Source organism: Streptomyces sp. NRRL S-1813 (assembly GCF_000719605.1).
Lineage (GTDB): Bacteria > Actinomycetota > Actinomycetes > Streptomycetales > Streptomycetaceae > Streptomyces > Streptomyces decoyicus.
Genome location: NZ_JOHB01000009.1, coordinates 61,838 through 87,459, shown reverse-complemented (window position 1 = coordinate 87,459; position 25,622 = coordinate 61,838). Strand labels below are relative to the sequence as shown.

The following is a 25,622-nucleotide window of genomic DNA, read 5'->3' as shown; positions in this document are numbered from 1 at the left end:
GATCATGCGCCACGGCCGGCCGGGCGCGGATCCGGGCGGCGAACAGGGGGAAGAAGTGCGAACGAGCGTGGGGACCGGTTTCCGCAGGGTGACCGTGGTCGCGCCCGACAGCCGTGTCGATGTGGCACTGCCCGAGACCATCGCGGTCTCCGACATCTATCCGGAGATCCTGCGGCTGACCCGGCAGACCCAGCCCGCGGACACGCCGACCGGCTACTACCTCTTCCGGACCGACGGCAGCGCGCTGGACAGCTCCCGCTCACTCGCCGACCAGCGGGTCGTCGACGGCGAGATGCTGCATCTGCGGCCCTTCGCGCAGTCCCTGCCGCCGGCCGTCTACGACGATGTCTGCGATGCCGTGGCCTCCGCGGTCGCCCGGGACAGACGCCTGTGGAACGACGGCATGCTGCGGGGCGTCGGCCTGGTAGGAGTGGGCGTGCTGCTCGCCCTCCTGGGAGCCGTCCTGTGGTGCGCCGATCCGGTACGCCATGACATGCACAGCCTGCCCGGCGTCATCGCCGCCACCGCCGGACTCCTGGTGGCCGCGTTCGCGGGCGTACGGGCACGCGTCTACCGCGACCAGCCGTCCGCCATCGCGCTGGGCCTGGGGGCGTTACCGATCGTGTGGGCCGCGGGCTCGGGGATCGTCGGCCCGGACAGCGGCCAGGGGGCCGGGCGGCTCCAGTTCCTGCTGGGCTGCATCGCCGCGCTCGTCGTCTCCGTCGCGCTCGTCGCGCTGTCGCCGCAGGGCGACGCCCCGTTCATCGCGGCCACGTTCGTGGCTGCCGTCGGCACCCTTGCCGCCTTCCTCGCCATCGTCACCGAGGCCTCGGCCGACCGTGCCGCCGCCGTCTGCGCACCGGTGGCGATCGGACTGATGGCCTTTCTGCCCGGCCTCTCCACCCGGCTGGCCAGACTGCCCGTCGGCTATGTCACGCCCCGCAGCCTGGCCGAAGGGGAGGGCGGCGCCGATGCCGGTGGCGCGCACCCCGCCGACGCCGGCGCCCTCGGTCCCACGGAGATGGCGGACATCGCCGCCCAGGCCCGTCGCGGCCATGAGCTGCTGCTCGGACTGCTGGGGGGCTGCTGCGCGGTCGTCATCGCTGCCGCCGGCGTCCTGGGCCTGTCGGAATCGGTGTGGGGACGGCTGCTCGCGCTCACGGCCGGCCTGGCCGCACTGCTGCGGGCCCGGCTCTTCCGCTACACCACGCAGGTGGCCTGCGCGATCGTTGCGGGGTTCGGCGCGCTGGCGCTGCTCGTCCTGGGCATGGCCGTGCGCCCACCGGCCGGCGCACTCACGGAATTCCTCGCGGGCGACCGGGCGCAGCTCGACATCCGTACCATCTGGCTGACCCTCGCGCTCGCCGGGGGCGTGGCGCTGCTGACCCTGATCGCGCTGACCGTACCGAAGCGGGGACTCACCCCGTTCTGGGGGCGCGCCCTCGATCTCGCCGACGGACTGCTGCTGCTGACCCTGCTGCCGCTGTGCCTGGCGGTCCTGGACCTGTACGGCCGGGCGCGCAGCATGACCAGTGGGTGACGCACGGACGTCGGCACAAGCGGTCGGGCCCGGAAGAAACACGACCGCGCACTCGGGTAACGGTCTCAGGGGGAACTCAGCACCATGGCATCACGGCGGGACGAGCTCAACGGCTACACCTTCGCCAAGAAGCGACTCGTGGCCGCCTTCCTCCAGCCCTCCCCCGACCGTACGGACGAAGGGGCCCCGACCCCCTTACGCTCCGTCCTCCCCGGCCTGGTCATCGCCGCACTTCTCCTGGCGGGCTTCGGCGCCTGGGGCATGTTCCGCCCCCAGGCCCCCAAGGGCTGGGACAAACCGGGTGAGCACGTCCTCCTCGGCAGCAAGTCGGCCACGCTCTACGTCGTCCTCACCACCGGCGGCAAGCCACAGCTGCACCCCGTCCTCAACATGGCCTCCGCCCGGCTGCTGCTGAAGACCGAACAGTTCAACGTCCTCAAGGTCGATGAGCACGAACTCGACAACGGGAAGATCCCGCACGGTCCGACCCTGGGCATCCCGTACGCCCCCGACCGTATTCCGGAGGCCCCGGAAGCGCAGAAGAGCAAGCGCTGGGCGGTGTGCGAACAGCCGGGCAGCAACGGCAAGGCCGTACAGAAGGCCACGTTCCTCTTCGCCGGCCGCGACGAGCACAAGGTGGAGGGGCCTGGCCGGCTGCGCGGCGGCCGGGTGCTCTACGTCCAGGCGACCGGAGACCACGGCGCCCGCTATCTGATCGACCCCCGGGGCACCAAGTACCCCATCGGCGGCGGCACATACTCCGAACTGCTGCTGCGCGCGCTGGTGGGGAGCCGGCAGCCCCAGCAGGTCACCAAGGAATGGCTGGCCACGTTCCACGACGGCACACCGGTCGCCTTCCCCGAACTTCCGGGGACGGCCGGCCGGCCGGCCCGCGTCAAGGGCCTCGGCACGGACGAGAACCGCGTGGGCATGGTGCTGCGCGCCACGACCGGCGCCGGAGCCCAGCAGTACGTCGTGCTGCCGGGCAAGGTCGTACCGGTCTCGGACTTCGTCGCACGGCTGCTCCTGTTCTCCCCGCAGACCGGCCGGCTACAGCAGCACAACGAGCCCACAGCGGTGGGCGCACAGTCCTTCACCCCGGAGAGCGGGAACCTCTTCGCGGAGAAGAAGTGGCCGCAGCAGGCCGCCGAGCAGGCCAACACCGCCGCGGCGCCGGGCAGGCGCAGCACCGTGTGCAGCGTGCTGCGCAAGGTGTCCCCGACCGGCGGCACGGACCTCAGCACCTGGGCCGGCGGGGACTACCCCCAGCAGGTCGTCAACGGCGGGACCAGCGCATACGTGACGCCCGGAACCGGCCTGCTCTACCAGCAGATCCAAGCCGGTGACGAGGCAACGGGATTGACCTTCCTGGTGACGGACACCGGCCTGCGGTACGGCGTACAGACCAACAACGACAGCAGCGCAAAGCCCTCCGGCATCGGTGCGGACGCCCAGGACGACAAGGGCGCCCAGGACGACAGGCAGAGCCAGGCAGCGAAGCAACAGCAGCAGGAGACCCACCGGGCGCAAATGCTGCTCGGCTACAAGGACATCAAGCCCGTGCGCGTCCCGGCGAACTGGTCGCAGTTCCTGCCGATGGGCCCCCGGCTGGACATCAAGGCCGCACGGCAGCCGCAGGGCTCGTAGGAACGGAGTCGGCAGGGTGAGGAGGAAGGGATCCGCGGCGTGGGCAACGGCCGCGCTGTTCGTGGCGGTGGCGGCCCCACCTGCGACGGTGGCAGGAGCGGAGGGCACCACGCCCGTACCGGAAGGGAACGGTGCCTGCACCTTCCCCATGAAGCAGCAGATCAAGGAGCGGCCCTGGGCCCTGCAACGGATCGTCTTCGACCGCCTGTGGCAGCACACCAAGGGCCGTGACGCACAGGGCCGTCCGGTCCGCGTCGCGGTGATCGACACGGGCGTCGACCACACCAATCCGCAGCTCGCCGAGGCCGTCGAGGCCAAGCACGGCGCGGACCTCCTCGGCAAGGGCAAGGACGCGGATCCCAAGGCCCCGACGGACGGCACCTACGATCCGGTGGGCCATGGCACCAAGGTCGCGGGCATCATCGCGGCCCGCCCGCGCCCCGGCACCGGATTCGTCGGCCTGGCCCCGGAGGCGCTCATCATCCCCATCCGCCAGAACGACGAGAAAGGCACCGGCAACGTCGGCACGCTGACCACCGCCATCGACAAGGCCGTGGCCGCAGGCGCCGACATCATCAACATCTCCCAGGACACGGCACGCCCCGTCCCGGAGGACTCCCGGCTCGCCCAGGCGGTACGCGAGGCACGGCGCAAGAACATCGTCGTGGTGGCCTCCGCCGGCAACGACGGCTTCGACGGCCGGCTCAAGAAGACCTATCCGGCCGCGTACGAGGGCGTCTTGGCCGTCGCCGCCTCCGACCGCAACAACGAACGCGCCGCCTTCTCCCAGAGCGGCGACTTCATCGGCGTGGCCGCTCCGGGTGTGGACATGGTCTCCACCGTCCCCAAGGGCGGCCAGTGCGTCGACAACGGCACCAGCTTCTCGGCCCCTTACGTCGCCGGCATCGCGGCCCTCCTCCGGGCCGAGCACCGCGACTGGAAGGAATCCCAGATCGTCGCCCAGATCGAGCAGACCGCCGAACGCTCCGTCAACGGCCGGGACAGCTTCGTGGGCTGGGGCGTCGTCGACCCGGTGCGCGCGCTGACCGAGGACGACCGCCCCCTCGACCACGCAAGGGCGGACGACGGCCCGCCCCGGGCCGCTCCCCCGGACCCGGTCACCCCGGTGGACGGTGAGACTCCGCAGAAACGGATGGAGCGATATGCGACATACGGTCTGGGCTCAGGAGGCGTTGCGGTGGCGGTCATCGCGGGAGTGGCGGTCATCCGACGGGACATCCGCAGGCGGACAGCGGCTTCTGCGGCGGAAACCGCGACGGCGCCCCCACAAGTCAATGAGTAGCCGTACTCAGATTCCAGCGGAATGGAGCTCTCCGGCCCCGAAACCGCGCCCGCTCCCTTTGCCTCGGGCTTTCCACGAGCCTGCCCATCATTGGCGAATTATGAACGGTACCGACTCCACACCATCGGCCGTTGTCAGTGGTGGTGACTAGAGTGACTCATGAAGTTACTGACTTACGGGGGGAGTCACAGTGGGGGCTGACGAGAGCACAGGCGTGCAGGTGAACGGGGCGGGGGGCGGCGGCGCAGGCGGGTCGTTCGAAGTCGACCCCGAGGAGCTGGCGAAGTTGAAACGGCGCGTGGATGAGCTGCTGGACCGGCTCAAGGGCTCGAATGCGGATCACCGTGCGCTCAGCCACCGCAAGATCGCTTCGTCTTCCTTCGGCCAGGGATTCATCGAGGCGCAGGGCCTCGCTGACACCTACGAAAAGGTGTTGTCCCAACTCGAGACATTCTCCCAAGTGTTCGGCGATCAGATCGAGACGCTGAGCCTCGGAACCGAGTTCATCGGCCGGGACTACGAAGCGGTGGATGCCGACGTACGGAACCGCCTGGCCGCGATCCAACGTCGTACCCAAGGCTTCTACAAGGCACCACAGCCGAAGCACCGGCCTGCCGAGTCCACCGGCCCGGAGCTGGGCGACGGCAAGTCCGCCGGCTCCGACGGCATCTGAGGCAAGGGGGAACGGAAATGGCAGAGAACACCGGCGCCTTAGGTATTTCGGGCTGCACCAACTTCGAGAACATGTCCCACCACGACCTCTACGCCATGGTGGCCGACGGCGACCACATGCAGATCGGTCTGATGGGAACGGCACTGGTCGACGCCGGCAAAGAGATCTCCAGAATCACCAAGGACCTCGAGGCATACGCCAAACAGGTCCACTGGCAGGGCGACGGCGCCCAGGCTTTCGGCGACTGGACCAAATCAACCGCCGCAGAAAGCCACAAGCTGGGCCACTACGCCAGAAGCACAGGCGAAGCAATGGTCGAAGCCGCAACCGCACTGGGCCAGGCCAAGCTGATGCCCAAGCCGCCCGCGCTGAGGAATTTCGTAGAGACAGATCCCCGAAAGGCGAACGGCGTCACCGCCCTCACCAAAGACCCGGCCAGAGAAGACGCCCTAGCCGAAATGAACCGGCTGGCGTCTTACTACCGAACGGCCCAGCAGAAGATCGCGGGGCAGGAGGCGCCTAACTTCAGGGCGGCTTCGGGGTTTGTGCCGGAGCCGCGGGACGCGGGCCAGACGTTGGACCCGACGACAGACCAGAGGCCGGCAGCGGTAACGGGCACCAGCAGCGCCGCCCCCGCATCCGGCCATGACAGCGGAGGGCAGCACACGGGAACGTCGCGGCCGACCGCCGATGGCGCACAGCAAGAGCGACAGGTGGGTACATCCGTCGATTCCACCGCGCCCGTCATCTCGCACCAAGCAGCACCGCATCGTGAGGGCGGCGCTCCGGCCCAGCCCCCCGGTGGCACAGTTAGCCCCCTTCCTGGCCCTGTCCCGTCCGGCCCTGTATCGCGCCGCCGCCCCGGCACAGGCACGGTTCCAGAAAGGCCCGGAAGGGCCGCACGCGGTTCGGGGCCAATGGCCGACCCCCGAGGCGCAAAGTCCGGCCCGTCCGGCCGTGCGACGGGCGAAGGCATCAACGGTGGGACCGCACGGCGTGGCGGCACCACCGTCGGACGGCCACAGCTGCCGACAGGGACCGTCATGGGTGAAGAACGTGGTGTGACCACCCCCCGGCCGGTCGGCCCCGGACGGACGGGTAATGGGATGACGCAGGAAGGCACGGTCAACCCAGGTCAGCGCCTTGTCCCTCCGCATGGAGATCCCATGGGCAAGCCTCGCGGATCGGTCATGGGCGAGGAACGCGGTTCCCCGGCGCGCGGGCTCGCAGGGGGCGGCTACTCAGGAAACGCGGGCCGCAACACGGGGCAGCGCGTACCGAACGCTCCGGGCCGCCGCATGGCCTACGAGCCCGGCGGCACCATGGGCACCGGCCCAGGTGGACTGGTGGCAGGTGAAGACCACCGCTCGGGGACATACGGCTCCACCAACGGCAGGGGCAGCTCTGGGGGTGTTGCCCAGGGACCGGCCGCAGCACGCAGCTCGACGTCCGAGTCAGGGCGGGCAGGCGGAACCACACCGACGTCGACCGGCAGGGCGCGCGACTTCACGTCGGGCGGATCTGGTCTGGCACGGGGCACCGCCACCCCGTCCAGCGGCATGCTGCCCGCGTCAGGGTCCCCATCGTCCCGGCGTAGGAAGGGTGCTTCGGGTGAAAGGCCAGGCTACCTCCAGGAAGACGGCGAAACCTGGACTGCACAACACCCTTCAGTCGTACCCCCAGTGATCGAATAGTCCTGGCAGTCGTCGAGCAACAGAGCAGGAGGCACCGCACCGTGACTTGTGCGGGAATTCGCGCGCGATCGAAGAACCAACAGTCCTTAGCTCTGGTTCTCTGCCTCAGCACACTGTTCCTCGGGTTATTCGCACCGAATGCCTCTGCGGCGGACAAGAGATCGCGCCAGTGGTATCTGGATGCGATGCAAGCCGAACGCATGTGGCAGACGAGTTCGGGAGAAGGCGTCACCGTTGCAGTGATCGACAGCGGCGTGGACAGCTCCGTACCCGAACTGCGCGGCCAGCTGCTGCCGGGGAAGGACTTCTCAGCAACTCAGCGTGGTGCCAACCATGACGGGGAAGGCCATGGCACGAGTATGGCGATGCTCATCGCTGGCAGACGGAGTGGGGACGGAACCTGGGGCTTGGCACCGGAATCGAAGGTTCTTCCACTGCGAAGCGTCGGGACCAACGGCAGCGTCGGCATGGCGAAGTCCATTCGATACGCGGCGGATCACGGCGCGAAGGTCATCAACATCTCACTGGGCGCGCCAGCCGGCGAGGCAGCCAAGGCTGACCTCCAGCCGGCGATTGACTATGCCGGCGAAAAAGGCTCCCTGATCTTCGCAGCGACGGGAAATCACGGCGACGAAGACAACATCGCCGACTACCCCTCAAGCCTCCCTGGGGTAGTCGGTGTCGGAGCTGTGACGAGGTCGTTGAAGGCAGCAAAGTTCTCGGTGCATGGGCCACAGGTGGCACTGACAGCCCCCGGAGTCGATGTCCCTACGCGCTGCACAAAAAGGCTGCTGGACTGCACAACATGGGGCACCAGCGACGCCACCGCCATCGCCTCGGCCTCCGCCGCCCTGATCTGGTCCGCTCATCCCACCTGGACGAACAACCAGGTCCTGCGCGTCATGATGGAAACCGCCGGCAAGCCGGAGGACGGCAAGGTCCCGAGCGAGTACCTCGGCTACGGGATCGTCCGCCCCCGGAAGGTACTGGTGGACAAGGAGGGTGATCCCGGCCCTGCCGGTGTCAATCCGCTGCTCGCGGACCACAAGTCCACCGCGCCGCCCAAGACCCCACAGTCAGGGGCAGACAACTCAGCGGCCGGTTCAGCACAGAAGCCAGTCGACCACCCGGACGACTCGCCGAACTGGCCCCTCACTGCCGGCCTGGCCGCAACGGTCGCGGCCCTGGCAGCCGGCGGCCTGATCATCGTCCGGCGACGGCGGACATAACAGCAGGCGACGACAACAGACCGACCAGAACTCTGGCTGCTCACGCCACGAGCAGCCAGCGCTGAAAACCGCATCTCTCGAGATACGGCCAACAATCCGAGCTGAGCACCAAGACCTACCACTCAGCTCACTCAGCTCTGTAACCCACTCAGGGGGAAGGTGGATCATGGCAGGGAATACCGCACTTACCTATGCGGAGATCGAAAAGCTCAAGAACGAGATCCAGAGCGGAAGTCAGGCGATGTCGTCCCAGCTGCGGACGCTGATCAACGCCATCTCCGCAGTCGAGTCGGCGTGGACCGGCCAGGGCGCCAGCGCCTTCAAGCAGGCCCAGAACGCCCTCAACGAGGACCACGCCGCCCTGCGCCGCATGCTCGACGGCATCAACGACGCCATCGCCCAGACCGGCACCACCAGCCAGTCCAACGACTCCGAGGTGCTCTCCAGCTTCCGCGGCATCGACGTCAACGGCGGTGCGTCCGGCGGCCAGCTCAACACGGGCTCGGCCAGCGGCATCAGCAACTACTGAGCACCTCCGCCTGGGAGCAGGCTTCCAGATAGAGCGACATCCACCAATCAGCCACCAGTAGTGGGGGAGAAATGGCCGGCGACGAGAACCTTCGGGTGACATACGGCGCGGTAGAGCAGACCGCCGCCGACATCGAGCGCTCCGCCAAGGAGCTGCAAGCCGAGCTCGACAAGATCTGGGGCGCGGTCAAGCGCGTCTCCAACTCCTGGGAAGGCGAGGCCCACCAGGCTTTCCAGGCCGCGGAACGGCAGTGGAACAGCCGCGCGAGCCACATCCAGAGCACCCTGCACGAGGTCGCAACCAAGATCCGTTCGGGCAGCGCGGACTACCGGGCAACGGACCGTCGGGCTGCTGGGTTCTTCCAGTAGCACTCTGGATGCCTAGCTTTGGGGTGGACGCCACTACTTTGCGTCCACCCCATCGCACCGTTCTGATGACCGAACAGGCCAAAGTCCTCAGGCATGACCACCGGCGGTGGGAACGCGTGCGCCAGCAGCAGTGTTCCTGGGGCGTCGTCGTCATGTCCCGGTTGTACGTCCACATCGATGCAGAGCAATCGCCTCGCTGACGTTCACACGGACGAGCACGGGCAAGTATGAAGTACGGGGGATGTATGGAATTCCAAGAAGAGTGGGACCAGTTGGTCAGCAAGGCGCAGTCCAAGCCGGACGGCGCAGCTCAGGGCTCGGCTGAAGCCACAACAATGAAGCTCGCCTCAGCCAAGGCCAACGAAAGTGGCGGCGGATCTCCAAACCTCAAAGTCACCCAGAGGCCGTGGACATCCGCCTCCGCGGTCGCCGGCGCCTTGCAGGCAAGCACGGGCTCAGCGGCATCGAGGCTCAAAGCCGCTCACGAAGGTGTCACCTGGGGGCTTGAAGGGTTTATGACACCAGCAGCCCTCGAAGGGGTACGCGCTTCCTGGGATGAGCGCCTCGGGGCCATCAAAGCTGAGTGCCTCCGCCTCGAGAGTGCGCTCAAGAAGGCAGGCAGTGCCTTCGGGGAGGTCGACTCCAGGGTCGCTCAGTCCTTCCAGCACCGCGGGCACGGCAACTCCCGGCCAGGGAGGTGACGGCCCAGTGATCACCTGGCGGGATCTGCAGAACTTCAAGGCTGAGCCATACCAGGGCGCGGCCGACGGCTGGGGCGAGGTCAGCAACCGTGCCAGGGCTGCCAAGGACAGGGTCGAGCAAGAGATGCTCGCGAAGCTGCGCGACACCCAGACCGGCACCACGGCCAAAGAGGCCCTTGCGGCTTTGAACCAGCTCAGTCGCAACTTCCAGTACGTTCACGCGGAGTGCGGTCTGATCCGCGCAGCGCTGAACAGCTTCGCCTCGGGAATCGCCGCCCCTCAGCGAAAGCTCAAGCATGCCTTGGAGGAGGCACATCAACTCGGTTTCACAGTGAAGCCGGACGGCTCGGTCCAGTACCCGGCCTCGGTATCTCTTGGCCTCGAACAGGGAACCGCCACCCCTACCCCCGATTCCCCTGCCCTCCTCCTCCCGAACAACACTCAGGAAACCGCCCACGCTGGCCCCCCGGCCCTTCTCCTGCCGAACAACACTCAGGGAACCGCCAACTCTGGCCCCCCAGCCCTCTTCCTCCCGGATAAAACTCCGGGGACCGCCAACCCCAACAAGGTCAAAGCCGAGGACATAGCCAGCCGCATAGCCTCCGCAGTGCGCGACGCGGCCGAGGTGGACGCGCGCTATCGGTCGGTTCTGGGAAAGCTCAAGACTAGTCGAAGCCTTAAGGTTGACGACGCGACGTGGGCGGATGCAGCACAGGACCTCAAATTCGTTCGTAAGGCAGCAGGGGAATTTATCAAAGAGGGTGACATCCCCAAGGGCAAGTCACCTGTCGACAACAAGAAGTGGTGGGAGAGCCTTACCCAGGAGCAACAAGACGAGTACGCCGCTCTCTACCCTGCACGCATCGGAGCCTTGGACGGTCTGCCCACCACGACCCGCGACGACGCAAACCGCGTCGTACTCGCTGAGACACATGGAACAGCTCAGTTGCAGTTGAAGGACTGGTTGAATAAGGAGCCCGATCGCTACCTTCCCTACATCAGCCAATTTACTGGACGCGAGATAGAAGGAGCGCGAGTAGAAAATCCAGAATGGCGGAAATGGAACGAAAATAAGGAGGAGTTGGAAGGTCGCCTCGATGGCATGAGTAAAATCCAGTCGCGCTGCAACGATTCAGCGATAAATGGCAGCCCGCCGGCGTATCTGCTCGGCTTTGACAACCAGAATCTTGGCCACGCCATTGTGTCCATCGGCAACCCCGACACTGCTGACAATGTGGCGACTTACGTACCGGGTACGGGAGCTAAGCTGAGTTCGATCAAAGCCGATCTCGACAGGGCCGATATGCTGTACGACACGGCAAAGACTGCCGATTCGCATCGCAAGACGGCATCGGTCCTCTGGCTCGGTTACGACGCCCCTCAAGACGTCTTCACCGATGCCAGGCATGCGAAGTATGCCGATGCGGCCGGGGTGCCCTTGAGGGATTTTTTGACGGGAATCGATACGGCCCACGGCGGAAACGTGAACTCGACGTTGCTGGGGCATAGCTATGGAACCCTCGTCGCAGGGAAAACAATGCGGACCCACCCGGACCTTCCCGTGGACAACGCCATTTTTGTGGGAAGCCCCGGCGTAGGGGTGGACCACGCGAAGGATCTGAACATCCCAGCCGACCACGTATGGTCGGCGACGGCGAAGAACGATCCTATCAATCTTGCCCCACCACTGGTGGGAGAGTTGCCGATCCTGGATAACACGAAACTCTTTGACGACCATTCGATCCTCTACGGGTGCGATCCCACTACAGAAGACTTCGGCGGGAAAACTTTCGCGGTCGCTGATGGCGATCCCCCCAAATGGAACGGCGATATGCCTGCCCACTCGCAGTACTGGGAGGGCAAGTCCCTGAGACACATGACGAGCGTTGTCACTAGAGGACACCCATGAATCTGCGCAGATTGATATCATCCGGCGCGCTGATCGCTGCGGCAATGGCGGCGACTTCCTGTGGCGTGCAGAAGGACGGCGAGACGGCAGCGGAGCCATCAAAGATGAATGAGAAACAGGCAATCGAGCGTGCCGAGCAAATCATCCACCAGGCAGTGGATCGGATGTCCCCCCAGCCGACCCTCAAGCCTGTGAGAAATTGGACGCATTCATGCTTGGCGCGCGAGGACCACGGGCCCGACGACCGCGTGCAGGTCACCCGCTCTTACCAGCTAACGGGTGTGCCGGGTGCCGACGCGAAGAAGCTTGTACGGCAGGCACGGGACGCCTGGGCTAAGCACGGTTACAAATTCCAGTCGGCGGACGCCGATGGGGACTGGTCCGATCCTTTCCCTTCCGTCGACATGCGTACCGAGCCGGACGACTTCTGGATGGGCGCCGTCACCGGTGTCATGGACCGCCAGAAGGGCGAAGGACTGGCTGCCATCACGGTAACTTCACCATGCTTCTTGCCCGAGTGATCCCGAATGTCCCACGCGACTCCATCGCGCTGCAACTCGCCCACAATGACGTTCCGAGCACCAGGTCCTAGCTCATTCCAGTCGCAGCTACGACACGCTAAGGCGCATTAATGGCTGACATGAAAGGCAAGGCATTCAGAGGGATCTCCGTTTGCCTTGCCTCTCAGATACTGACGGTTGGGTGTTCCACGATGAAAAGCGATGCCAGCGGCCTTGAGTACGAGCCCGAGAAACGCGACAGCCAACAGGTTGCGCACGAAGCCGAAGACCAAGAAGCCTGATTAGCCTCTGGGCACTGGGACGCTGCCGCCGAGGTAGCGGGACAGGAGGTGCTGCGGGTGCCGTCCTGAGCACCCCTGCCTGGGTACGGCTTCTCCCCCTGGGCGGCCGCGCATCGGCGATGCCCCGTGAAAGTGCCGGCCAGCGGTCGAGCGTCGACGCGAGATCGGCCGCCCCGGGCGGCGCCCATGGGCGAAGTGATCACCGAAAGTGCTCACATGACAACATGGAGCGGCCTATCTTGGGCAAGATGAGCGAGGACATGCCCCCACAGAAGCCCTGCCCCGACTGCGCCGGCCGAGGCACCGTGGACTGGGAGACGCCGACCGGCGACCGCGTCACCACGCAGTGTTCCGGTTGCGGTGGCACCGGAACCGTCCTGGCGTAGAGGAGGCGGAGGCGGCATGACAGCCTTCAGCAGGAACGGGAAGCCAGTCGGCCTGGACGCGCAGTACGTCGGCAGACTTCCGTGCGCGACCTGCGGGATACGGTCGATGAAACTGCCCGGCCAGCAGGGCGGGTTGTGCATCCCTTGCTACGCCGATGAATGCACGACCGCGGGGCGTCGCGCGGCGACGGCCGGCGCATGGGTGGCGGCCAGCTTTGTGGGCGACCCCTGCCTCGCGTGCGGGTCCCGGTCCGTGGACGCCAACGGCTGGGCGTTCTGGTGCAACTCGTGTGAGATGCAGACGGCTGTTGCTCTGCCCCCGACATAAGAGCGGGGCCCGTGCGGGTGAGGGCAAGGCGATTTTGCCGGGCGCGCCCTCAGATGCCGAGCGAATCGGCTTTGACGGCCGTGACGAAGCGGCTCCAGACGGCGGCGGGGATGACGAGGGCCGGGCCTTCGGACACCTTGGAGTCCCGGACGGGGACGAAGCCGGGGAAGTCGTCGGCGACCTCCAGGCATTCGCCGCCGTCTCCATTGCTGTGGCTGCTCTTCCGCCAATATGCGGTACTCAAGTCAAGGGCTCTGCTGGCCATTTCGATAATCCTCAGCCGCTTCTTCGATGATGGCGAGGGACGCCTCCGGTGGCAGTGCGGCGGCCCTGAGCCGATCGTATGCCTTGCGGTACAGCTGCACGAGGGCCGGATCGTCGATGGTCTGGCCGTGGTAGGGCCCCTCCGTGTACATCAGCGGCGGCTCATCATCGAACTCCATGAACATGAGCGACAGTTCCATGAAAGGACGAGTCGGGGCATTACACGGCAGGATCTGTGGAAAGACACGCCGACGCCGCACCAAGCCGGCGATCTGATCGAGCTGTGCGGCCATCTCCCAAGGCGGCAGAAGCGGGTCCGGGCCTCGCACCAGAGACTCGTGCAGGATGACCCAATACTCCAGCTTCTTCGGAGCCTCGAAGAGTTTGGCCCGCTGCAACCGAGCTCGGACCTTCACTTCGACCTCCTCCGGCAGGTCGAGGGGGTGCGTGGAGTGGATGACCGCCCGCGCGTACGCCCCGGTCTGCAGCAGGCCGGGGATGAGCGCATTGCTCCACCGTGCAATGGCCCGAGCCCGCGTCTCCGCCTCCGCGATCGGAGCGAAGTACGCGGCGTGCGCACCCTGCCTCGCCTTCCGTACGTCCTCACATCTCCGCTCGAAGAACCCATCGGTCTCCAGCACCCGGTCCACATGCCGGGCCAGATCCTGCGGCATCCGCCGCGTAGCGCGCTCGATCTCGCTCAGATAACTCGGCCCGAAGAAGCTGCCGTTGGCGGTTTCCTGAAGGGTGCGGCCCGCTGCCTCCCGCTTCCAGCGCAGCTCGGCGCCGTAAAAGGCGGGGACGCTCGCCGATCCGTCAACATCTTTGCGTGCAGGCATGGTTCACCGTTCCACGGTTCGCGCAGTGGGGTCCAAACCCCTTCCACGCTACGCCGAGTGACGCCACGCTGTGAGCACTTCGTCACCATGCGCACAGGAAGGCGTACGCCCCATGCCCAGCCCCATCCACCACCACGAGGTGCACGAGTGCACCGAGCTGCTGCGTACCGCGCTCAAGGACAACGGGATCACGCTGCCGTCCCTCGGGGTCGACCTGCCGGGGTTTGCCGGCAGTTATGCGGTTCCGCTCGTTGCGCTCGGTAACTGCAATACGGCCACTGCCCGCAAGCTTGCCGAAGCGCTCCGTAAGGCGGCCGCGCGGTGAGCACGTCTTCCGAGCCGCTCACGCTGGAGCTGTTTGCCTTACCCAAGGAAGTGCCCGTGCTCCGGCGCACCGTGCGCGAGCACCTGGGCGGCCCGTGCGCCGAGGTCCAGCTCTGTGTCAGCGAAATACTCGGCAATGTGATCCGGCATGTCGGGGAGGGCACCCCGGTCGTCGTCCACATCAGCGGCATGGCCGGTGGTCGTACCCGGGTAGAGGTCAGCGACCCCGACCCGCGGGCCCTCCCCGTACTGCTGCGGGCAACCGGCGACGACGAGCGCGGACGCGGCCTGGCGCTGCTGGAGGCCGTCTCGCTGCGGTGGGGAGTGCGCCAAGAGATCGACCGCAAGACCGTCTGGTGCGAGCTCGGCACAACGTAGCAATGCGTTACAGCGTGGCGGCACGGCACCGCGACAGGGCACGTCAGACCCCGTGCCACCTCCCCCACAGAGGTGACACGGGGTTCCAGTTTGACGCGCCGAGGGCCGTGGCTCCAGAGCCGGGGTCACCTGCTTTCGTAAAGGCCCGCTATGTCTTCGGAGAAGTCCCGGGCGACGGCGGCGCGGCGGAGTTTCAGGGACGGGGTGAGATGCCCGGTTTCCACGCTGAAGTCCGCCGGGAGGATGGCGAAACGACGGATGGATTCGGCGCGGGAGACCAGTTCGTTGGCGTCGTCGACGGCGCGCTGGAGGTCGGCGAGCAGGAGTTCGTCGTGGACCAGTTGCTGGGGCAGGAGGTCCTGCTTCTTGTGCATCTGGCGCCAGTGGGCGAGGCCGTCCGGCTCCAGGGTGATCAGTGCGGTGATGTACGGGCGGTTGTCGCCGATCACCATGCACTGGCCGACGAGGGGGTGGGAGCGGAGGCGGTCCTCCAGGGGAGCGGGGGCGACGTTCTTGCCGCCCGTGGTCACGATGATCTCTTTCTTGCGGCCGGTGATCGTGAGGTAGCCGTCGGCGTCGAGGGATCCGAGGTCACCGGTGGCGAGCCAGCCCTGGTCGGTGACGGGGCGGGCCGCGCCGAGGGCCGCGTCCCAGTAGCCGGAGAAGATGTGGCCGCCGTAGAGCAGGATCTCGCCGTCGTCGGCGATGCGTACGGCGCTGCCGGGGAGGGGCCAGCCGACCGTGCCGATACGGGGGCGGAGGGGTGGGGTGACCGTGGCGGCCGCGGTGGATTCCGTCAGGCCGTAGCCCTCGAAGATCTCGATGCCGGCGCCCGTGTAGAAGGCGGCGAGGCGGTGGCCGAGGGGGGAGCCGCCGGAGAGTACGTGGCGGACCTTGCCGCCGAGGGCGGCGCGGATACGGCGGTAGACGAGCGGGTCGTAGAACTTGCGGGCGGCTTTGAGGGCGACGCCGGGACCGGCCCCCGTCCCGTGTTCCTTGGCCTCGATGGCCTCGCCGTAGGAGCGGGCGATACGGGCCGCGCGGTCGAAGGAGGAGGCACGGCCCATCTTCTCCGCGGTGGCACGGCCGGTGTTGTAGACCTTCTCCAGGACGTACGGGATGGCGAGGAGGAAGGTCGGCCGGAAGCCTGCCAGGTCGGCCAGCAGGTCGTCGGTCTGGATGCTGGGGGCGTGTCCGAGGCGGACCCGGGCGCGCAGACAGCCGACCGCGACCATCCGGCCGAAGACGTGCGAGAGGGGCAGGAAGAGGAGGGTGGAGGCGGGCTCCTCGCTGACCGACTTGAAGACGGGATGGAGGAGTTCGACGGCGTTGTCGACCTCGGCGAAGAAGTTGGCGTGGGTGAGGGCGCAGCCCTTGGGGCGGCCGGTGGTGCCGGAGGTGTAGATGAGGGTGGCGAGGTCGTACGGGCCGGTGGCGGCGCGGCGCTCATCCACTGCGGTGTCCGGCACCTCACGTCCCGCGGCGACGAGTTGCGTGACGGCGCCGGTGTTGAACTGCCAGAGGTGGTCGAGGCCGGAGAGCTGGGTGCGCAGACCGCTGATCAGGCGGGTCTCGTCGACGTTCTCCACGACGCAGGCGCGGGCACCGGAGTCGTCCAGGATCCACTGCACCTGGCGGGCCGAGGACGTGGGGTAGATCGGGACGGTGACCAGGCCGGCCGCCCAGGCGGCGAAGTCGATGAGGGTCCACTCGTAGGTCGTACGGGCCATGATCGCGACCCGCTCGCCGGGGTGCAGGCCGTACGCGATCAGGCCCTTCGCCACCGCGCGCACCTGGACGGCGAATTCCGCCGCGGTGAGGTCGTGCCAGTTCCCGCTGGGCTGCTTGCGGGACAGGACGATCTCGGCGGGGGCCTCGATGGCGTTGGTGAAGGGGATGTCGCCGAGCGAGCCGCTGTGTACGGGCGGGGCCAGCGGGGGGACGTAGACCTCGCGGACCGTGCCGCCGACCAGAGTCTTTTCCGGCTCTACGAGGACGGGGGCGGGGTGCGAGGGGGAGGTGGCGGGGGCGTCGGCTGGGCCTGTGGGTGATCCGGTGGCTGCACTTTCCTGGTTGAACACGAGCGGGTCCTCGTTTCTCCTGTGGAGTGCGGGGAGGGGAGGGAGCGGGCGGAGAGGGGGCGGGACGGGGTTGCGGATGTGGGGGCCGGATGCGGTGGTGCCGGATGCGGTGTCGCCGGCGGGCCGCTGACGGCTACTGGCGGCTATGACGGCTGCTGACGGCTGTTTACGGGCTGTTGACGGTGCTCGTGCAGGCCGGTGGGGACGTACGGGGGCCGTCCGCAGGGCCGGAGTTGAAGGCGGGGGCCTCCGTGGCTGAGGGCCGCCCGTACCGCGCATGGGGTCGGCGGGCAAGGGAGGGCGCGGGGGCCGCCCCACCGGGCAGCGGCGGACGAAGCCCGTGCCGGCCTCTCCCTGGCGTCGGACTGCCGACAGCCGTCATCGTGACGTCGGCGTCGGACTCGGCGTCGGACTCGGAGTCACAGTCGCAGTCACAGTCGCAGTCGCAGTCGGAATGGGACTCAGCCGCGGCCACGTACGCGGCCGCGGGCGCGGGCGCGCCAGTTGCGAACAACCGTTGGCGCCAGGCGAGTTACCGCAGCGCGGGGGCGGCGATAACGACCGTTGGCGGAGGGCTCGCCCCCGGCGGGGGAATCCGTGGCACACATCCTCGACCCAGTTTCTGACCCGACAGTAACCTTACTTCGAGGTAAAGCTACGCGAGGAGCGGGAGTTGGCCAATGCCCGTCACTCCCTTCGTCTCGGCAATTCCGGGCCCGGCCGCCCCGCCGTCAGCCTCTTCGCCGCCCCTTCGTCCGTCTCCTCCCCCACCGTCCCGTTCTGCCGCTGCCCACGCGACCGGCCGAGTACGGGGAGCCCACCCCCGCCGGATGCTGATCCCGAGCGCGAACACGGAGCCCCGGCGCGGGCCGCAGCACGGAGCGACCCCGACCCCACCCAAGCCCGAGCGAGCCGAACCCCGAGCCCGCCGGGCGCCCACCGCCCCCCGAAGCCCACCGCCCCCCGAAGCCCGCCGAAGCCCTCGAAGCCCACGCCCGGACGGCCCGACGCCCCATTCCCTCAAGGCGTCGCCCAAAAGCCGCCCGCCCCGTCACCCCCTGGCGGCAGACCGCCCCTCCTGGTCGACGACGAGTCCGCCGGGCGCCCAGCGCTCGCCCCCCGTGAGCCGGCCGAGGCCCGTCCAGGCGAAGTTCATCATCGTGGCCGCCGTGTCCTTCGCCGACGGATGCTCGTGCCCGCCCGAAGCCCCTTCGTCCGTACGGACATTGGCCCACTCGGCGAGTGACTCGGCCGCGCCGACCAGGGCATGGGCGAGCCCGGCGACCTCCCGTTCGGCCAATTCACCGACGCAGCCCGCTTCCTTTGCGGCCGCACCGAGCAACTCCGTGACGAAGGCGACGATTTCCGTCCGCATCGCGGCCACTTGGTGCGCGAACGGCTCACCGTGGGTCCGCGCCTGCTGATGGAGCACGGCCCAGCCATCCGGATGCTCGGCGGTGTGCGCGAAGAAGCCCTTCAGGCCGCTCCACAGCTGCCGGTCGGCCGTCCCCCCTGGCTCGACGGCCGCCGTCACGGCCGCCACCAGCGCCTCCGACTCCCGCCGGATCACCGTACTGAACAGGTCTTCCTTCGAATTCAGGTAGAGATAGACCAGCGGTTTCGAGACCCCGGCCACCTCGGCGATCTCATCCATCGAGGCCGCCCGATAACCACGCCGTGCGAACGTCAGCACCGCGGCGTCCAGCATCTGCCGCTCCCGGACCGCGCGCGGCACCCGCTTGCTCTTCACAGCTCCCACCCTGAATGTCCCTCCATCCCGCCCCTTTACTGCAAAGTAAGTTTACGATCTTCGCCTCCAGGCCTCTCTCCCTTGACACGTTCCCCGCACAGCGAGACGATACGTCTCGTTACGCGACGGGGTGTGTGCTGCGCTATGCGGCGCCGCACACGGACGCGATGCCCGCGCACCCACTCCCCCTGGAGGACAGCCCCATGCAGCAGTTCATCGACGCCGCCCCCGGCGTCCGCCTGTGGACCGAACAGCGCGGCGCCGCCGATACGGCCCCCTTGCTGCTGATCATGGGTGCCCAGGCGACCGGCGTCGGCTGGCCGGAGCCACTGGTCGACGCGCTTGCCGAGCACCACCGGGTCATCCGGTACGACCACCGCGACACCGGACGTTCCACCTGGCCCTTCGAGGAACGGCCGTACCGGATCGCCGACCTCGCCGAGGACGTGATCGCGGTACTGGACGGACTGGGAGTCGGCCGGGCGCATGTCGTCGGCATGTCATTGGGCGGCATGCTGGCCCAGATGGTGCTCGCCGACCACCCCGACCGACTGCTCAGCGCCACTCTCATCGGCACCAGCGCCCTCAGCAGCACCCCGTACACCCGCCCCGACGGCAGCACGGTGCCGGTCGACGAGCTGCCGGGCATCGCACCCGAGGTCCTGGAGCTATGGGCCCGTCCGGTCGAGGATCATGGTCCGGCGGCCGAGGCGGAGCGCCGGATCGAACACTGGCGGGTACTCGCCGGTGACCAACTTCCTTTCGACGCCGGGTATTTCCGCGCCCTTGAGCACCGCGTCATCGAGCACACGGGGCATCACCGGACCAGCACCGCGCACGGCCGTGCGGAGCACGAGGGCATGCTCCGCACGGACCGGCTCGCCGCGAACGAGGTGCCGACGCTCGTGGTCTGCGCGCCCGCCGAACCGGTCTTCCCGCCGCCGCACCCCCAGCACCTCGCGCAGTGCGTCCGTGGCGCGTCCGTCGTCGAGATCCCGGGGATGGGGCATGCGCTGCCGCCCGCCGTACTGGGGCCGCTCGCCACGGCGATCCTGGCCCATACGGGAGCGGCGGCGGACTGAGGCCGAAGCCTGCGGCCGGGGAGGCTGTGGATGGCCGGCACCGGCGCCGCAGCCGTGTCCCCGCTTCTGACGGTCTCGGCGTCCGCCGCATCTGCCGCACGCACACCTCCGCGGCACGGCAGCGAGCACGCCGGCATGACGGATGAGCTGGAGGACCATGCGCACAGCCTGCACTTGAGCCTTTCGGCCGCGAAGATCACGGACGTCTGGTGACGGAGCTGATGGCGGAGCACGGCCCGGCCGCCTGGCAGGCACGGCCATCCGGGTGAGCTCCCGTCAAGGACATTGCCAAGCCGTCACTCCGATGGGTTACTTGGGGCAAACCGGTGGGCTGCCCATCCCTCCCCGGGGGATGAGCAGTCCATGCCTGTGTGACCACATGCCAGGAGGGTGCACCTTCGGCGTGAGGGCCGCGATGCCCGGTGCCGCACAGGGCCCAGGCGAAGATCAAGGGCAGCCCCCTTCATCGCGAAGAGAGGGCTCCTCATGAGCACGACCATTCAGCCGTGGCTGACGCCGCGGATTCCTGCCGCACTCGCCCAGGGCGCCCCGCCGGACGGGCTTCCCACAGCCGCGACCGTGGCACACCGTGCCGAGGGGGTCTCGGCGCTCCAGGCGTCGCTCACTCTTCTCCTGGCGACCCTCACCATCCCCGTCGGCACGACCCCGGTCGGGGTGGCGGCGGCGTCCAACGGCAACCTCTACGTCATCAACTTCAGTTCGGCCAATGTGTCGGTGATCAACAGTGCCACCAACACCGTCATCGCCACCGTGCCCACCGGCAACAGCCCGTCCTCTGTGGCGGTGGCCCCCAACGGCAACGTCTACGTCGCCAACCAGGGTTCGAACAGCGTGACGGTGATCAACAGCGCCACCAACACCGTCATCGCCACCGTGCCCACCGGCACCAACCCGTTCGCGGTGGCGGTGGCCCCCAACGGCAACGTCTACGTCACCAACGTCATTTCGGCCAACGTGACGGTCATCAACAGCGCCACCAACACCGTCATCGCCACCGTGCCCACCGGCGCCGGTCCGGACGCGGTGGCGGTGGCCCCCAACGGCAACGTCTACGTCGCCAACCAGGGTTCGAACAGCGTGACGGTGATCAACAGCGCCACCAACACCGTCATCGCCACGGTCCCTGTCGGCACCAGCCCGCAGTCGGTGGCAGCGGCCCCCAACGGCAACGTCTACGTCGGCAACACCAATTCGAACAGCGTGACGGTCATCAACAGCGCCACCAACACCGTCACCACCACCCTCCCCACCGGCGCCAACCCGTTCAAGGTGGCGGTGGCCCCCAACGGCAACGTCTACGTCGGCAACGCGGGTTCGGCCAACGTAACGGTCATCAACAGCGCCACCAACACCGTCATCGCCACCGTGCCCACCGGCAACTTCCCCGGCGCGGTGGCGGTCGCGCCCAGCGGCAACGTCTTCGTCGCCAACGCGGGTTCGGCCACTGTGTCGGTGATCAACAGCGCCACCAACACCGTCACCGACACGGTCCCTGTCGGCACCGACCCGGAAGCGCTGACGGTCGCGCCCAGCGGCAACGTCTACGTCACCAACACCGGTTCGAACACTGTCAGCGTCATCCTGCTTGCCCCCACGGTGACCTCGATCAGCCCGGCGCAGGGGCCGGTCACGGGTGGCACAGTGGTGACGATCACCGGCACGAATCTGTCCGGTGCCACGGTGACGTTCAACGGCAATGCGGCAACCAACCTGTTCTACAACGCCGCGGGTACGCAGATCATCGCGACCACCCCGGCCGGCGTTCCCGGCCCGGCGACCGTGGTGGTGACCACCACTGTCGGCACCGTCACCCTGCCCGGCGCATTCACCTACGTCGCCGCCCCCACCACATCCGGCATCACCCCCGCCCAAGGGCCGGTCGCCGGCGGCACGTTCATCACCATCACCGGCACCGACCTGATCGGCGCCACCGTCACCCTCTGCGGCCGCCCGGCCTCCAACGTCATCGTCAACCCCGCCGGCACCCAGATCACCGCCATCACCCCGCCCGGAACCCCCGGCACCTGCCCCGTGGTCGTCACCACCCCGAGCGGCACCAGCACCGTGCCAGGCGGCTTCACCTACCTCGCCGTCCCGGTGCTGACCTGCATCACCCCCGGACAGGGCCCCGCGGCCGGCGGCACCGTGGTCACCATCACCGGCACCGGGCTGACCGGTGCGACCGTCACCTTCAACGGCGTCCCCGCCACCGCGGTCTCCGTCAACCCCGCCGGCACCCAGATCACTGCCACCACCCCGCCCGGCAGCCCCGGCACCGCCGCCGTCACCGTCACCACCCCCGGCGGCATCGCCACCCTGGCCTGCTGCTTCACCTACCAAGCCGTGGTCACCCCGCACGCCACCAGCCTCACCGCCACCCCCGCCCTCATCCAGCTCTTCCCCCTCCAACTCCACTTCCCGTTCCTGACCGCCACGCTGACCGACACGGTCACCGGACTGCCCGTCCCCGGCCAGATCATCACCTTCAGCTCCGGCGGACACTTCCTGGGCACCGCCATCACCGACGCCAACGGCACCGCAAGCCTCGTCGAGATCCTCAGCCTCCCGCTGATCATCCTCAACGGCGGTTACGACGCCACCTTCGCCGGCACCCCCACCCTCCAGCCGTCCACCGCCCACGCCCCCTTCCTCGCCCTCTGACACTGCTCCCGACGACCCGTCTGCGCAGAGCCCACCCCCCACAGCCGGGGTCAACGGCCATGGGCCCGCGGTGAGAAGGACCGGCCGGCACGACACACCAGGCCTCACCGTGCACGAAGAACGCGATCCGTGTCCCCGGCCGCCCACATCGGGCGACCGTGGACACGGATCGCGTTCGCGCACCCTCCCCGAGGGCGCAGCCAGAGGAGAGCTCAGGTCATGCGGCGGCCGGCACGGAGATCTTCGCCTCCGCGTCATCCGCAGCGGCCGTGTTCAGGCTGATGCTCTCGGCGCTGTTGTACGCGTCGCGGTCCAGGATCTTCTCCCTGGCGGAGACCAGGATCGGGATGACCGACTGGCCCGCGACGTTGGTGGCCGTACGCATCATGTCCAGGATCGGGTCGATGGCCATCAGCAGGCCGACGCCCTCCAGGGGCAGGCCCAGCGTGGAGAGGGTCAGCGTCAGCATGACCGTCGCGCCGGTCAGGCCGGCGGTGGCGGCGGAGCCGATGACGGAGACGAAGGCGATCAGGAGGTAGTCGCCGATGCCGAGGTGGACGTCGAAGATCTGGGCGATGAAGATCGCGGCGATCGCCGGGTAGATCGAGGCGCAGCCGTCCATCTTGGTCGTCGAGCCGAACGGCACCGCGAAGGAGGCGTACTCGCGCGGCACCCCGAGACGCTCGGTGACCTTCTGGGTGACCGGCATGGTGCCGACCGAGGAGCGGGAGACGAAGGCCAGCTGGATGGCGGGCCAGGCGCCGCGGAAGAACTGGAGCGGGTTGACCTTGGCGACGGTCGCCAACAGCAGCGGGTAGACGCCGAACAGCACCAGGGCGCAGCCGACGTAGATGTCGACGGTGAAGGTCGCGTACTTGCCGATCAGGTTCCAGCCGTACGTCGCGATGGCGTTGCCGATGAGGCCTACGGTGCCGAGCGGGGCGAGACGGATGACCCACCACAGGGCCTTCTGGAGCAGTTCGAGGACCGAGCGGCTGATCGTGAGGACGGGCTCGGCCTTCTCGCCGAGCTGGAGGGCCGCGATGCCCGCGACGGCCGCCATGAAGACGATCTGGAGGACGTTGAGCTCGGTGAACGGCGTGATGATGTCGGTGGGGACGATGCCGGTCAGGAAGTCGATCCAGGAGCCCGCGTGGTCGGGGAGCTTGCCGTCCTTGGGGGTCAGGCCGGTGCCCGCGCCCGGGTGGGTGAGCAGGCCGATCGCCAGGCCGATCGCGACCGCGATCAGCGAGGTGACCATGAACCACAGCAGGGTGCGGGTGGCGAGCCGGGCGGCGTTGTTGACCTGCCGCAGATTGGTGATCGAGACCAGGATCGCGAAGAAGACCAGCGGGGCCACGGCGAGCTTCAGCAGCTGGACGAAGAGGTCGCCGATGTGCTGGAGCGTGGTGGTGAGCCAGCCGATGTCACCGCTCTTGGCGATCCCGCCGAGCAGCACGCCCAGGGCGAGGCCGGCCAGGATCTGCACCCAGAACGGGATCTTGGCTATGCGGGAGGACTTGGGGGACCGGGGGGCCTGTGAAGACTCGGTGGTCTCGGCAGACGTGGACAACGGACACACTCCGGGGACAGGTAAGGCGTCGGGACGGCGAAAAGAAGCGCCAGGAAGGTGAGCGACTGCGGGGCAGACGCGAAGGGGGCCTCTCCCGCCCGGAGGGTGAGGGAGAAGATCTCCGGCCGCTGAGGAGAGAGGTCAGCGGCGGCAACAGGCCGCGGACATACAGCGGCAGAGATCGACGTGCAGGCGCGCCACGAGCGGAGTGCTCCTGGGGGACGGAGGCGCGGCTGCTGTCTTCATGACAAGAACGTTAACACTTGAACTTTGAGGAACCCAAAGAAAATCTTTGAGTTCCGGGGAGGCCTGTGCGGCGGACCACCCGTCAACAACGCGACAGGCGCCCGGCCATGGAGCGGAATCCATGGCGGCGGGCGCCTGTGGTGGAGAAGAGGCTGTGAGGCGTCTTACATAAAGGTCCAGGCCTTCAGGCCCAGGACTTCTGTGGCGTCCAGGCCTTCAGTCCAGGGCTTACTTCAGCCCGTCCTCCTGGCCGGCGTTGGCCATGAGGCGCTCGCGCTGGCGGTCGACCTTGGTGACGATCTGCTCGGACATCGCGTCCCGCTGCTTGCGCAGCAGCACAAAGCTGAGCGGCGCGGAGATCACGATGGCGAGCAGCAGCATCCAGACGGTGTTGGAGGCGCCGATGGCCAGCGGGATGACGTGGAAGTACGCCAGCACCCACACCACGGCGAACGAGGCGACGAAGAGGCCGATGCGAAGGGCGGTGTAGCGGAGCGTGGCGAAGTTGTGGCTACTCACGGATGGGACCTTCTCCTCAACGGCAACCTAAAGGGTCTGCATCCAGTCAAGCACAGCGCTTCGGGCGATCTTCGCGGCCCCCGCCGCGGCCCCGCCCATGGCACATCGGCCCACCGCATCGCCCCACCGCGACGGCCCCTGCCCCGCGCCCCCTGCCCGCGGGCCGCGCCCGTCAGCCCAGCTCAGCCCGCTCAGCTCAGCTCAGCTCCAGCCACATGGTGATGTCGTCGCGGTAATCGTCCTCGGCCAGCCGTATCGCGCCGGGCACGCGGCCGACCTCCTTGTAGCCGCAGGCCTCGTAGAAGGGGCGGGCACCGGAGCCGCCGCGGCAGGTGAGGCGGAGGGCGGTGATCCCCTCGACGGTGCGGGCGGCCCCGGCGACCGCGGCCATCAGCCGCCGGCCGGCGCCCCGGCCCTGGAAGGAGGGGTGGACCATGACGGTGTAGACCCACAGCCAGTGCGTCATCAGGCGGTGGCCGTTGAGGGTGAGGAACGCCGTCGCCACGACCCGGCCGTCCCCGTCACGGCCGACCACCAGGCGCGCGCGGCCCTCGGCCATGGCGGTCAGATGCCTCAGCAGGTCGGGGCGGACCTGCTCGGGCGCCACCGGCGGGAGGAAGCCGACCGCGCCGCCGGCATTGGACACATCGGCCCACAACGCGCATATCCCATCGCGGAGTTCAGGAGTGACAGAAGGGGCCGGGTCGAAATGCACGTCCATGACCCGGACCCTAACTCTCCCCGTCTCTCCCCGCCGAAAGCGCCGCTGACCAGG

Annotated in this window: 24 protein-coding genes; 17 read left to right on the top strand and 7 right to left on the bottom strand. The window is 68.0% G+C overall.

The annotated features are described in order from the left end of the window. The first annotated feature begins 4 nt into the window (after positions 1-4). The 12 genes from eccD (at position 5) to IF67_RS43740 (ending at position 12,781) form a co-directional block, all read left to right on the top strand. Complete coding sequence (gene eccD / locus IF67_RS0115435) at positions 5-1,540, top strand: type VII secretion integral membrane protein EccD (RefSeq protein WP_420708668.1); 1,536 nt, start codon at positions 5-7, stop codon at positions 1,538-1,540. A gap of 84 nt (positions 1,541-1,624) precedes the next feature. Then, complete coding sequence (gene eccB / locus IF67_RS0115430; protein ID WP_030986010.1) at positions 1,625-3,187, top strand: type VII secretion protein EccB; 1,563 nt, start codon at positions 1,625-1,627, stop codon at positions 3,185-3,187. Between the two features lie 148 nt (positions 3,188-3,335). After that, on the top strand, positions 3,336-4,490 hold the full coding sequence (gene mycP, locus IF67_RS0115425; RefSeq protein WP_107050237.1) for a type VII secretion-associated serine protease mycosin: 1,155 nt from the start codon (positions 3,336-3,338) through the stop codon (positions 4,488-4,490). A gap of 190 nt (positions 4,491-4,680) precedes the next feature. Beyond that, complete coding sequence (locus IF67_RS40330) at positions 4,681-5,163, top strand: hypothetical protein (protein ID WP_158713104.1); 483 nt, start codon at positions 4,681-4,683, stop codon at positions 5,161-5,163. Positions 5,164-5,180: 17 nt separating this feature from the next. Next, positions 5,181-6,857, top strand: coding sequence for a hypothetical protein (locus IF67_RS43750; RefSeq protein ID WP_158713103.1), 1,677 nt, complete (start codon positions 5,181-5,183; stop codon positions 6,855-6,857). 41 nt (positions 6,858-6,898) lie between these two features. Then, a complete protein-coding gene (locus IF67_RS40785; RefSeq protein WP_234341110.1) occupies positions 6,899-8,086 on the top strand; it encodes a S8 family serine peptidase in 1,188 nt (395 codons plus the stop codon). Between the two features lie 166 nt (positions 8,087-8,252). Further along, positions 8,253-8,615: a WXG100 family type VII secretion target gene (locus IF67_RS0115410; protein WP_037839414.1), complete on the top strand. Its 363-nt coding sequence runs from the start codon at positions 8,253-8,255 to the stop codon at positions 8,613-8,615. A 71-nt stretch (positions 8,616-8,686) separates the two neighbouring features. Beyond that, complete coding sequence (locus IF67_RS0115405) at positions 8,687-8,983, top strand: WXG100 family type VII secretion target (protein WP_030986000.1); 297 nt, start codon at positions 8,687-8,689, stop codon at positions 8,981-8,983. A gap of 708 nt (positions 8,984-9,691) precedes the next feature. Further along, positions 9,692-11,593, top strand: coding sequence for an alpha/beta hydrolase (locus IF67_RS0115400; RefSeq protein WP_030985997.1), 1,902 nt, complete (start codon positions 9,692-9,694; stop codon positions 11,591-11,593). Beyond that, entirely contained in the window at positions 11,590-12,114 is a 525-nt protein-coding gene (locus tag IF67_RS39195; RefSeq protein WP_158713102.1) for a hypothetical protein, read from the top strand. The genes IF67_RS0115400 and IF67_RS39195 overlap by 4 nt, the downstream gene beginning before the upstream one ends. Before the next feature lie 110 nt (positions 12,115-12,224). After that, positions 12,225-12,395, top strand: a complete 171-nt coding sequence (locus IF67_RS43745) for a hypothetical protein (RefSeq protein ID WP_158713101.1) — start codon at positions 12,225-12,227, stop codon at positions 12,393-12,395. A gap of 248 nt (positions 12,396-12,643) precedes the next feature. Continuing rightward, positions 12,644-12,781, top strand: coding sequence for a hypothetical protein (locus IF67_RS43740; protein WP_158713100.1), 138 nt, complete (start codon positions 12,644-12,646; stop codon positions 12,779-12,781). A gap of 377 nt (positions 12,782-13,158) precedes the next feature. Here IF67_RS43740 and IF67_RS0115380 read toward each other — a convergent pair whose 3' ends face one another. Beyond that, a complete protein-coding gene (locus tag IF67_RS0115380; RefSeq protein WP_030985994.1) occupies positions 13,159-13,374 on the bottom strand; it encodes a DUF397 domain-containing protein in 216 nt (71 codons plus the stop codon). Further along, complete coding sequence (locus IF67_RS0115375; protein ID WP_030985992.1) at positions 13,355-14,212, bottom strand: helix-turn-helix domain-containing protein; 858 nt, start codon at positions 14,210-14,212, stop codon at positions 13,355-13,357. The genes IF67_RS0115380 and IF67_RS0115375 overlap by 20 nt, the downstream gene beginning before the upstream one ends. A 112-nt stretch (positions 14,213-14,324) precedes the next feature. Here IF67_RS0115375 and IF67_RS0115370 point away from each other — a divergent pair, with 112 nt between their 5' ends. Further along, complete coding sequence (locus tag IF67_RS0115370) at positions 14,325-14,537, top strand: hypothetical protein (RefSeq protein ID WP_030985990.1); 213 nt, start codon at positions 14,325-14,327, stop codon at positions 14,535-14,537. Then, positions 14,534-14,914 (top strand): ATP-binding protein, encoded by a 381-nt coding sequence (locus IF67_RS0115365; protein ID WP_030985989.1) that lies wholly within the window; start codon positions 14,534-14,536, stop codon positions 14,912-14,914. Before IF67_RS0115370 ends, IF67_RS0115365 begins: the two co-directional genes overlap by 4 nt. 125 nt (positions 14,915-15,039) lie before the next feature. Here the strand turns inward: IF67_RS0115365 and IF67_RS0115360 are convergent, their stop codons facing one another. Both IF67_RS0115360 and IF67_RS0115355 read right to left on the bottom strand, forming a co-directional pair. Beyond that, entirely contained in the window at positions 15,040-16,995 is a 1,956-nt protein-coding gene (locus IF67_RS0115360) for an AMP-dependent synthetase/ligase (protein ID WP_030985987.1), read from the bottom strand. 1,051 nt (positions 16,996-18,046) lie between these two features. Next, positions 18,047-18,754: a TetR/AcrR family transcriptional regulator gene (locus tag IF67_RS0115355; protein ID WP_030985985.1), complete on the bottom strand. Its 708-nt coding sequence runs from the start codon at positions 18,752-18,754 to the stop codon at positions 18,047-18,049. Between the two features lie 194 nt (positions 18,755-18,948). On the opposite strand from IF67_RS0115355, the gene IF67_RS0115350 reads away from it, so the two are divergent. The 3 genes from IF67_RS0115350 (at position 18,949) to IF67_RS39190 (ending at position 22,509) form a co-directional block, all read left to right on the top strand. Further along, a complete protein-coding gene (locus IF67_RS0115350; protein ID WP_030985983.1) occupies positions 18,949-19,827 on the top strand; it encodes an alpha/beta fold hydrolase in 879 nt (292 codons plus the stop codon). Between the two features lie 30 nt (positions 19,828-19,857). Continuing rightward, positions 19,858-20,040 (top strand): hypothetical protein, encoded by a 183-nt coding sequence (locus IF67_RS0115345; RefSeq protein ID WP_030985981.1) that lies wholly within the window; start codon positions 19,858-19,860, stop codon positions 20,038-20,040. A 273-nt stretch (positions 20,041-20,313) separates the two neighbouring features. Beyond that, entirely contained in the window at positions 20,314-22,509 is a 2,196-nt protein-coding gene (locus IF67_RS39190) for an IPT/TIG domain-containing protein (RefSeq protein WP_051818090.1), read from the top strand. Between the two features lie 217 nt (positions 22,510-22,726). Here IF67_RS39190 and IF67_RS0115335 read toward each other — a convergent pair whose 3' ends face one another. The 3 genes from IF67_RS0115335 to IF67_RS0115325 all read right to left on the bottom strand — a co-directional run bounded on the left by IF67_RS0115335 (position 22,727) and on the right by IF67_RS0115325 (position 25,568). Then, positions 22,727-24,082 carry a dicarboxylate/amino acid:cation symporter gene (locus tag IF67_RS0115335; RefSeq protein ID WP_030985978.1) on the bottom strand — a complete coding sequence of 452 codons (1,356 nt, stop codon included), beginning with the start codon at positions 24,080-24,082 and terminating at the stop codon, positions 22,727-22,729. A gap of 474 nt (positions 24,083-24,556) precedes the next feature. Next, positions 24,557-24,847 (bottom strand): DUF4229 domain-containing protein, encoded by a 291-nt coding sequence (locus tag IF67_RS0115330; protein ID WP_030985976.1) that lies wholly within the window; start codon positions 24,845-24,847, stop codon positions 24,557-24,559. A 196-nt stretch (positions 24,848-25,043) separates the two neighbouring features. Continuing rightward, positions 25,044-25,568, bottom strand: coding sequence for a GNAT family N-acetyltransferase (locus IF67_RS0115325; RefSeq protein WP_030985975.1), 525 nt, complete (start codon positions 25,566-25,568; stop codon positions 25,044-25,046). Positions 25,569-25,622 lie beyond the last annotated feature (54 nt).